This is a genomic window from Flavobacterium aquicola (genome assembly GCF_003385115.1).
In the GTDB taxonomy this organism is placed as follows: Bacteria; Bacteroidota; Bacteroidia; order Flavobacteriales; family Flavobacteriaceae; genus Flavobacterium; species Flavobacterium aquicola.
Genome location: NZ_QUNI01000027.1, coordinates 1 through 9,764 on the forward strand (window position 1 = coordinate 1; position 9,764 = coordinate 9,764).

The 9,764-nt window shown below is 30.6% G+C and carries 10 protein-coding genes; all 10 read right to left on the reverse strand.

Features of this window, described 5'->3' with window-relative positions; translation table 11 throughout:
* Nucleotides 1–219: 219 nt before the first annotated feature.
* The 10 genes from C8P67_RS21480 to C8P67_RS21535 all read right to left on the reverse strand — a co-directional run bounded on the left by C8P67_RS21480 (nucleotide 220) and on the right by C8P67_RS21535 (nucleotide 9,164).
* Nucleotides 220–960: a DUF2625 domain-containing protein gene (locus C8P67_RS21480; protein ID WP_211319948.1), complete on the reverse strand. Its 741-nt coding sequence runs from the start codon at nucleotides 958–960 to the stop codon at nucleotides 220–222.
* Between the two features lie 176 nt (nucleotides 961–1,136).
* Nucleotides 1,137–1,745, reverse strand: a complete 609-nt coding sequence (locus C8P67_RS21485; protein WP_147298279.1) for a hypothetical protein — start codon at nucleotides 1,743–1,745, stop codon at nucleotides 1,137–1,139.
* 165 nt (nucleotides 1,746–1,910) lie between these two features.
* Nucleotides 1,911–2,861 carry a hypothetical protein gene (locus C8P67_RS21490; protein WP_115815251.1) on the reverse strand — a complete coding sequence of 317 codons (951 nt, stop codon included), beginning with the start codon at nucleotides 2,859–2,861 and terminating at the stop codon, nucleotides 1,911–1,913.
* 162 nt (nucleotides 2,862–3,023) lie between these two features.
* Complete coding sequence (locus tag C8P67_RS21495) at nucleotides 3,024–3,392, reverse strand: hypothetical protein (protein ID WP_115815252.1); 369 nt, start codon at nucleotides 3,390–3,392, stop codon at nucleotides 3,024–3,026.
* Between the two features lie 733 nt (nucleotides 3,393–4,125).
* Nucleotides 4,126–4,896 (reverse strand): DUF2321 domain-containing protein, encoded by a 771-nt coding sequence (locus C8P67_RS21505; RefSeq protein WP_115815254.1) that lies wholly within the window; start codon nucleotides 4,894–4,896, stop codon nucleotides 4,126–4,128.
* Between the two features lie 170 nt (nucleotides 4,897–5,066).
* Nucleotides 5,067–5,411 (reverse strand): hypothetical protein, encoded by a 345-nt coding sequence (locus tag C8P67_RS21510; RefSeq protein ID WP_115815255.1) that lies wholly within the window; start codon nucleotides 5,409–5,411, stop codon nucleotides 5,067–5,069.
* A gap of 702 nt (nucleotides 5,412–6,113) precedes the next feature.
* Nucleotides 6,114–6,794, reverse strand: a complete 681-nt coding sequence (locus C8P67_RS21520; RefSeq protein ID WP_115815257.1) for a hypothetical protein — start codon at nucleotides 6,792–6,794, stop codon at nucleotides 6,114–6,116.
* Nucleotides 6,795–6,961: 167 nt separating this feature from the next.
* Complete coding sequence (locus tag C8P67_RS21525; RefSeq protein ID WP_115815258.1) at nucleotides 6,962–7,660, reverse strand: PIN domain-containing protein; 699 nt, start codon at nucleotides 7,658–7,660, stop codon at nucleotides 6,962–6,964.
* On the reverse strand, nucleotides 7,638–8,291 hold the full coding sequence (locus C8P67_RS21530) for a hypothetical protein (protein ID WP_115815259.1): 654 nt from the start codon (nucleotides 8,289–8,291) through the stop codon (nucleotides 7,638–7,640). Before C8P67_RS21530 ends, C8P67_RS21525 begins: the two co-directional genes overlap by 23 nt.
* Nucleotides 8,292–8,834: 543 nt before the next feature.
* Nucleotides 8,835–9,164, reverse strand: coding sequence for a hypothetical protein (locus C8P67_RS21535; RefSeq protein WP_115815260.1), 330 nt, complete (start codon nucleotides 9,162–9,164; stop codon nucleotides 8,835–8,837).
* Nucleotides 9,165–9,764 lie beyond the last annotated feature (600 nt).

Here is a 9,764-nt window from a genome sequence, read left to right on the forward strand (position 1 = left end):
GAAATGGATTAAAAGCGGGAAAACTACAACTAAAGAATTTCAGTTTTTCCCTCGTGAGTTAACCGATTTTGTGGTGCATAAGGCATAACGTTCTGGTACTACAGCGGGTTTGGGACTAAATTAAGCCCATTCTTCGGATTTGCCAAATCATTCAAATACAAAACCATCTTTCCATTAAGCCAATTGCCCAAATCCGTTGTAGTAGCTGTTACTGGCTGTTTATTTTTCAATTCCTAGTTGCTTTCTAAAGTCCAAATTCAGACTGTATTGTTCTTCTATTGGCACATCTTTTTTAGATGATTTTTCGATATTCTTGCCTTCTTTTGTCCATAAGTATGGAACGAAATTAAAAACTCTATCACAATCTAATTTTGCTACATCATCTTTCCAAGTTTTCCATCTATAGCCTTTATAAAATTCGTCTAAGTTATTGTTGAAGCAAAAATTTAAAAATTCCGAATATGATAAGTTAAGAGGTTCAAATTCTAAATTGTCAGGCGCCAAATAATAAATTTTCCCTAAGTCTTTTCCAAGCCCGCCACCGTTCAATAAAAAGAAACCGCCAATTGCATCGTCTGCCACGAGTAAAAATGATGATGGTTGTCCAAATTCAGTAAAACCTTTCCCAAGATTCCATTCAGGCAAACTTCTTTTTAGTTTCTCACCTCCTGAACCAAGAATCCTAATCCAACCATTATCAACTAAAATCCCTCCTGTTTCAAATACAATCGAACCCATTGGCGAACGAGTTGTAACTTGGGTTTTATATAAAGCGTCTTTTGCTTTTTGTTTGTCCACAGATAAGATTTCAACTTTATTTTTTGCTGACTTTATCCATTCTGTTACAAATGGCCAACCAGAATCGTTTTCGTTTATTAGTTCTTCGATAGGACGCATTTTTGTCTGAGAAAATGTTGTTAGAGAAATTAGTACTAAAATTATAAAAGTTAATTTCTTCATTTGCAGTTTTGTCTTAAATAGCCAGTAACGTTCTGGTACTACAGCGGGTTTGGGACTAAATTAAGCCCATTCTTCGGATTTGCCAAATCATTCAAATACAAAACCATCATTCTATTAAGCCAATTGCCCAAATCCGTTGTAGTAGCTGTTACCACCAGTGCTTTTTTATGTTATTATTAGTCTTTATAAATTGCAAGTCTTATTTGTCTATAACCACTGCTATTGTTTCCAAACATAAACAGATAAACATTCAGTCCATCTTTATTTTTCCATTTTAAATCATCTCTAAAAGTTTCGCCATTAATTTTATCTTGTTCGATATTTATTACTGTTGGTTCTCCAAATCCTTTAGTCAGTTCCGTTTTTAAGTCGTCAAATTTCTTTTGAAAGACGCTGAATTTTTTTGTGTAATTTTCTTCTTCAGTAAAGTGAGATTTGCTTTTTTTCAAATAGTCCCATTGATAAAGCATAACTTTTACAGTGCTGTCAGTTTCTGAATAAAAGTATTCAATTTCAATTTTAAAATTTGGTCTTTCCTTAATTTTATATGTTTTAGGTGTTGCCAGAATAAAATTGTTTTCGTTGGGATAAATTCCTTTACCAATTTCTACTAAATTGTTTGGTGTGATATCTTTTGAATGCCTTTTTTTCTCTAATTTAACTACTGTCTGTATTTTAGTTTGTCCGAAGTCGTTAAAGTTTTGGTCATTGAAAATATGTTTGTTTGTCACACAAGAGGTCAGAGAAAACAAGGTTAGCATTAATATGATTTTTACTCTGTTCATCGTTTTTTTCTCTTCTTAGCATTGGTGGTAACGTCTTGGCACTACAGCGGGTTTGGGACTAAATTAAGCCCTATTTTCGGATTTGCCAAATCATCCAAATACAAGACCATTTTTCCATTAAGCCCAATGCCCAAATCCGTTGTAGTGGCTGTTAGGCACAGTATCTTAGTAGTAAAGTATTTGTCTTTCAATTATATATGCTTTGCTTTTTAATGTTATCGTTTTATTAATCCAATTTCCAAATTTATCATATGTGTAACTTATTTTTTCTGCGTTTTCCAAGTTTCCATCAGCATCAAATTCTTTTGTTTGGATTTCATTGCCTTTTTCATAATTATATTCTATTGAACCTTCCTTTTCTCCTTCAAAATAATTTGTCCAATTTTCAGTTTTTTTCTCGTGATTATTGTATGTAATAAATGTTTCTTCTAATAAACCAAATTTATCATCTTTCCATTCAATTTTAAAAAGTAAATTGTCATTATTGTAATGGTAATCATACCATTCTTTTCTGCTCGAATATTTCAGCTCTTGATAAATTAAATTGTTATTTTGGTCATATTTAAAATTTTGAACTGATACTTGATTTCCAGATAAATTACTTTCAATTTTTTGAATAAGTTTTGAGTTTTCAGAATAAAAATATTCAATATGCGTTTCTTTTTTTATTGGAATATTTTCTTTTCCTGTTGTTATTTTTTTAGGTTTTTTATCGATAAATTTTTCGGATTTAATTTTACCAAATTCATCGTAAGTAAAAAAACGATTTGCGTAAAGTGTATTAGTTTCTGTTATTTTATTGTTCTCATATTTGAAAAAATCATTTCTTATTGGTTTAGAATTTTCAAAATATGTTTTGTCAATTAAATTTCCATTCACATCAAATTTCTGTTCATTATTTTTTTGCCAACTAGATTGCCATCCTTCGAAGGTTTTTATATAATTAACGCCATTCTTTTTTGCATTAAAAGATTTTTCTATTATGGTTTTAACTTTACCTTTTAGATTTAGTGTTGCTAAATTTTTGAGTTCTTCTTTCGGATTTTCTTGTCCAAAACAGATTTGAAAATTAGAAAATATGAAAAGTATAAAAAATATTATCTTGGAGTTCTTCATTTTTTTTGATATTGTGCCTAACGTTCTGGCACTACAGCGGGTTTGGGACTAAATTAAGCCCATTCTTCGGATTTGCCAAATCATTCCAAATACAAGACCATTTTTCCATTAAGCCTATTGCCCAAATCCGTTGTAGTAGCTGTTAGGCAACGTTGCTTACTTTTATAATGAATAATGTTGTTCAATTTTCTGCAGTAATAAATCTTTTTCTTCAGATTGGAAATCATTTCCTTTTAAAATTCTTTTAGCTTCCGACAATTCATTATCAAATTGATCAAAATTTTCTCCGTGATATATTTGATCGGCTAACGTCCAGTAAAAACTTAATAAATCTGAATTAAAGTTTGATTTTTGAAGCACTGAATTTATTTTTTGAAATACTTTGTGTATTTTTTCAATATAACTTTCATCGACAATATCAAAAAAGGTATCTAAATCAATCTTAGTTAAGTTGTAGAGTAACAAATCATATCTTTCAATGTTTAGCTGATGATTTACATTTTCAAAAAAAGTTGTTTCAGATAATGTCATTTCTACTGATGTTTTTGTGCAATGTTGCCTAACGTTCCGCCGCTTCTCGTCAGTTGCGAACTTCGGAACGAATTATTTTCTGTTAAAGATAAAAATTCTTGCGAAATGTAAACGTGAACTTACAACAAAATTCGCAATTGCGAGAAACGGCTGTTAGCGGTAGTTTTTATTAAGATAAATTAATATTCACTTTGATTAATTTATCTTTTGTTACATTTGTGTGTTGGGAAACCTAAAGATCTGGGAACCCTAGCAGAGTTCTTTGAAGTTTGGCATTTAAAAGAGGTGTTGGTTGTCGTTATAAGTCACTTAATCATTAACTTAAAAAAAATAAATTTTATGGAAATATTTAAAACTATAATCGTTCATCTTACAATCGGATTTATTCTAACTTTTTTAAGCGTAAATGTTACGCAAATTGGTGGGGGTGTTGGCATTGCAGGCGGGTCCGTCAACCAACTTACGATTTGTGTCAAATTTTAAATATTATATGCTAGTGAACTGGTTCGATGCCAGTGCCCCGCCACATTACAGCCATCCAAATTTGGATGGCTTTTTTTATAATTGTTAATTAGATTTTGTTTTTTTTAAATTGCCGCTAACGTACGTGGCTTTGCGTAGTGGCGACTTTTTTCAATGCTTATTTGTAAATATATGAAAACTTCAACTTAGTAGTTTCCGGCTAAGAATTAATAAACCTGACATTTTACCAAACGGCTGTTAGCGATAGTTTTTAATGTCCTTTTGGTATTATTTTTACTATTACTTTGAATTTATCTTCATTTGAGTTGAGATCATTTTCAATTCCTTTTGGATTTGCAATATATCCTTCTGGATCATAAACAAAACAATAAAGAACTTTACAATTAGGATGCTTTTTATAATTTGCAATATCTATAATCAGTTGTTCTCCTAATTCTTTTGCTTTTAAATTTTTTCTTGTCTTTTTTACTTCAATGATTATATTTTCGTCTTTCAGCAAAAAATCTGAACGCTTACTTGAACCCGCGTAACTTGGTATCCATTCTTCAGGTCTGATATCATCGAAGTAAAGAACAAGCAAACTATGAAGTAGATTTTGTACATCATATTCGTCTTGGATATCAAGAGTTTCTCGGTTATTATATCTCTGTCTTAATTGTTTTGTTACTAAATGAAATCTTTCGCAAATTTGATTTATGATAAAAATATTGTCGGGATTTAAACTTTTTGCTGATTCCGCGATTTTCTTTTTTTTACTTTTCCACGGAAAGTCTTTTCCACAATATTCACAAATTTCTGGAACAGGTGTTCTACTAAATGATAAATCCACAACGCCAGGAACGTGATAATCTCCTTTAAGTTCTTTGTTGCAATTTGGACAAGTTGTAATTGTTTTTTCGCCACAACTAGTGCAAAAGCTTTTCCTAAATTCGGGGCTGGTGTAATAATTATCAGTTATCAAGTGTCCGTTAACGCAAACTTGCATTACATCATAAAAACTTTGTCTGTCGTCGTATCTCATTGTTCTAATGTTACGTGAAAAAAATTACCGCTAACGTTGTGGCGCTTGTAACGGTTGGGGATTAAAGATGCGCGTTTTTTCCGTTATGCACAAATTTTTCAAGTACAAAACCATCTTTAAATTCAGCCTAAAACCCCAATCGCTACAAACGGCTGTTATATGCTGTTGTTTTATTTATGCCAATTAAATCCACAAAATCTGCACTGTTTGGCTTTTGGCGTTCTTGCTAATTTTCCGCATTCAGGACAATTATTTAGAAACACTTTTTCAGGATATTCTTCAATAATTTTTTTAGCTGTATTCATTTCAAAATTATCATACCCAACTTTAAGTAAGTCTAAAACTTCTTTATCATCAGTTATCCAACCTTTCCGTTTATACATTTCCCACGATTTAGGATTTTCATTTTCTTCAAGTTTTAAAATCGAAGAGTGATGTCTCCACGCAAGTTTTTCTTTTTCGGGTAAAAGATTGAAAAAGTATGTTACAATATATTCTGCTGTTTCTTTGTCCATTATTGTAAAGTTTCAATAAAATCCCTCTGCTGTTTGGTGCGGTACAATAGCATATAACGTCTTGGCACTACAGCGGGTTTGGGACTAAATTAAGCCCATTTTTCGGATTTGCCAAATCATTCAGATACAAAACCATCTTGCCATTAAGCCAATTGCCCAAATCCGTTGTAGTGGCTGTTATGGTGTGTAGCTTGACGATCGCAGAGCACGAACGTATTGTCATTCCAATTATCGATTCCAATTGCGGAAGTTTTTCCGCTTTTCGATTTCCGCTCCAATTAGTTTCTGCTTTTTGGAGATAAAGATTGAAAAAACGATAATTAAACCTCAAAAAAAATCGACAAAAAAATTCCGCCTTCGGTTTTCCATAAAGCTGTTCACGTTTCTTTGTCCGCAACAATTAAGCGTTGAATTTCAGTTTGAATTTCAGTTTGAATTTCAGTTTGAATTTCGTTACAGATTTCAGCTCAAATTTCGGTCAGCTCGGTTTCTGCTTCGTTATGTATTTCCCGAACTAAAGTTTCTGATTAAAAACGACTGTTGATCGTCAACCGCTATACACCATAACGTTCTGGTACTACAGCGGGTTTGGGACTAAATTAAGCCCATTCTTCGGATTTGCCAAATCATTCAAATACAAAACCATTTTTCTATTAAGCCAATTGCCCAAATCCGTTGTAGTAGCTGTTAGGCGATCGCTTTTTATTTTATTATTTTCTCTTCTTTTAATAATTCAATAAACTTTTCACACTCACTTTTTGTTTCACCATAAATATGAATATAAAAAGAATGTTCATGCAACCAAATTCCTTTGTTAATTATCAAATTTTCAGTTGAAATCCATTTATTAAATTCATCATTTGATGAATTATGTATAAAATAATTTTTAGTTAATTCATCAAAATGATTATTTTCTATTAAGCTGAAATAACTGGGATATTCATATTTTTTATTTTGATTTATTAAGTCAATGAAAGCATAACTCTCAATGAATTTTTCAAAAGAAGAATAAATAATATTAACAGTTTCATCATTATTATCATAAGTGCAGATTTCTCCGTTTTCACTTATTACAAACCAAAATTGAGCAGTTTCATGGTCACCACAAAAAAAATAATATTTATTGTTAACTATTAAATACTCAATTTCTTCATTTTTTGAAATATTTTCTTTTGAAATTAGAAACGCATTAAATTTTGAAGAGTCTTTATTTTTAATTGTCAGCTCTAGCCCTGAAAAATCTATTTGAAATTCAATTATTTTTTCAAACTCTGGGATATTATGTCTTTTAAAATAATCAACTAATTTTTCCCGACTAACAACAAATTCATTGTTTCGTTTTAATTTTGCTAGATATTTTGAAGCCTTATTTGAAAATCTCATTTTTATTCCGTTTCGTTCAGTCAAAGTGTCGCCTAACGTTCTGGCACTACAGCGGGTTTGGGACTAAATTTTGCCCTATTTTCGGATTTGCCAAATCATCCCAAATACAAAACCATCTTTCCATTAAGCCAAATGCCCAAATCCGTTGTAGTGGCTGTTAGGCGATGTTATTGAACAATGGTATAAAAATCAGTTATCTTGTGTTTGAATATGATATTATTTTCATCCATATCTGATTGTATTTCTATAAATCTGTTACCTGATTTTCCATAATCTTTTTCGTTGGATGAAATGAAATATATTTCTAATTCTGATTTTTTAGCAATATCAATACAAGTTTCCCATATTATACTATCTTTAAATTCATTCCTTTGACTTGGAGCAATTTTTGAAACAACTCTATCTCTAGCTAATTTTAGATAATCATCATCATCAATAAATAAAGTATTATTAAGTAAAAGTTGTATTTGACTTTCCAAAATAGATAATATAGCTTCGGAATTTATAGTGACTTCTTCATACGAGTCTTGCTGTCCCAATTCTTTCAAATAAGATTGAATTTTATTAAAATTTCTTACAGTTTCATCAATAAATTTACCAGCTTGATAATAAGGTGGATTCGAGTAGTTATCCAAAATTTCTCGAATGACAATCTTAGATGAACAAGATAAAATTTCTCCCTGTGTTATCTTTTTGTTCAACTTAATTAAAACACTAATAAATGTTGAATTCGTAGAATCAGAAATCAAATTTAAAATATCAAGTATCCCACATGTATCCCAAAAGATAATTTTTTTTGAATTTGCAGTTTGATAAGAAGTAAAATCTTCTGATCTAATGATTTTAAAACCCTCTGTGCTTATCATATTCTTTTAGTATATCTAAACTATATTCATATTCTTGTACTATTTTCGAAACTAAATCTTCATCATACAATTTAACATCTTCAATTAAAAACTTTTCAAATTGACTAGAAGTTAGTTGACTTTTTGTAAGATGAGAAGTGAAAATAAAATCGCACCATCTTTTGAAATCGTAGTGATTTGTATTTAAGGTTGACAGATTTGCAGAATTAATCCAATTTTTTAATTTTAATGCTGTGTCTGCTCCTGCAAAATCTTCAATTGTGAAATCTTCTTTAGATAAATTGATTGATATGTCTTTTATAGTATCGCTTTTCACTACTTCTTCACAAAATTTGCTAATAATTGAGTTGTACTGATTGTATGTTAATTGCCCAGATTTATTAGGCGTAATATTTGCAACATAAAGTAAATTGTCAGAAATCACGAGCCAAACATAAGCAATTGCACGTTCGATTTCATTACTTAAAAAAGTTGCTGTGTATTCTTTTGGAAGTGAAATCATCATAGCATAGTCATCTGATTTATCACTCATGTAAGTAAAGTTATCATATACTTTAGACTTTATTTCTTTGAGGAAGTTAACTAGATCTTCCTTTTCTCCTTTTATTTCTAACTTTTTGAATGTTCTCATTTTTTTATTATGGTGAATTATTATTCTAACTAAAGTTTTTGTAATGTATTTAAAATGATTTTTACAAAATGCTTTTTTTTTAAAATTATTTCATTTTTTTCCCTTTTTGCCATTTGATTAAGGAATTAGTGCTTAAGTCTAGTAGGAATATCGCCTAACGTTCTGGCACTACAGCGGGTTTGGGATTAAATTAAGACCATTTTTCGGATTTGCCTAATCATCCAAATACAAGGCCATCTTTCCATTAAACCAATTGCCCAAATCCGTTGTAGTGGCTGTTATAAGGCGGTTTTTTATGTTCAATATTTCAGTTTCGTGTTTCCGCCGATATTAAGAAAACACATTAATTATAATTATTATGTCAACATATGATAAATTAGATTTAGTTTCAATAGAGATTTTAAAAACACTTTCAGGTTACTCTTTTTAGGAAGTGCAAGTGATTTTAAAAAAACTTGAAGTTAATATAGCTTCTACTTTTTTTTGCTCACTTGATGAAACAAGTTTTAAAGAATTAATAGAAAATGTTAAAAAGGAAATAGCTTAATTAAATATTTTACTTATGTCGTGTCTTATTTTTAAAACTTTTAAAGCTTCTTCTAATTCGACTTCAACTTTATCTGTTTTATCATTAATAATTACAGTTACTTTCCATTCTATACTTTTTTCCTTTTTTTCAGCAAGTTTATTTTCATAATCCCCAGGGTGTCTTTTTTTTAAAACTTCTGATTCTAAATGAGAAATTTGTGGTTCTCTAGTTTTTAAGTCTGTAATTTTAAATTCACGTCCTTCTTGTCCAAAGGGAAAATAAGATTTGTTTTTTAAGTAATCAAATTCTATAATTAATTTTTCTGCTTTTAATTTTGAATACATTTTTTAAATTTTTAATTATTATGAAAACATTATATCTCTTTCAGCACTTTGGTTCTTTTAAACTGCCTTATAACGTTCTCGCGCCACATGCAGTTTGCAACTTATGAAACTGAGTATTTTCGGCTGAACGAAAATACAAATTAAAACGATAATTCCACTAAACTTGCAAATTGCTTGTGACGTGTGTTATGGTGTGTAGCGACACGTTTGTTGAGCACGAATAATTTTGCAGTCCAATTATCGATTCCAACTTCGGCAAGCTTTTCCGCTTTCCAATTTTCCGTTTCAAATAGTTTCCACTTTTGACTTACAAACTCTAGCTAAATCTCAGAAAAATAGAGACAAAAAAATTCCGCTTTCGGTTGTCCGAAAAGCGCTTCACGTTTGCTTTTCCGCAACAATCAAGCAACAATTGTCAGTTTCGATTTCGGTCAGCTTATTATATTTTCCAAACCAAAACGCCAGATTAAAATCAGCAGATTCTCGTCAACGGAGCTATACACCATAACGTTCTGGTACTACAGCGGGTTTGGGACTAAATTAAGCCCATTCTTCGGATTTGCCAAATCATTCAGATACAAAACCATCTTTCCATTAAGC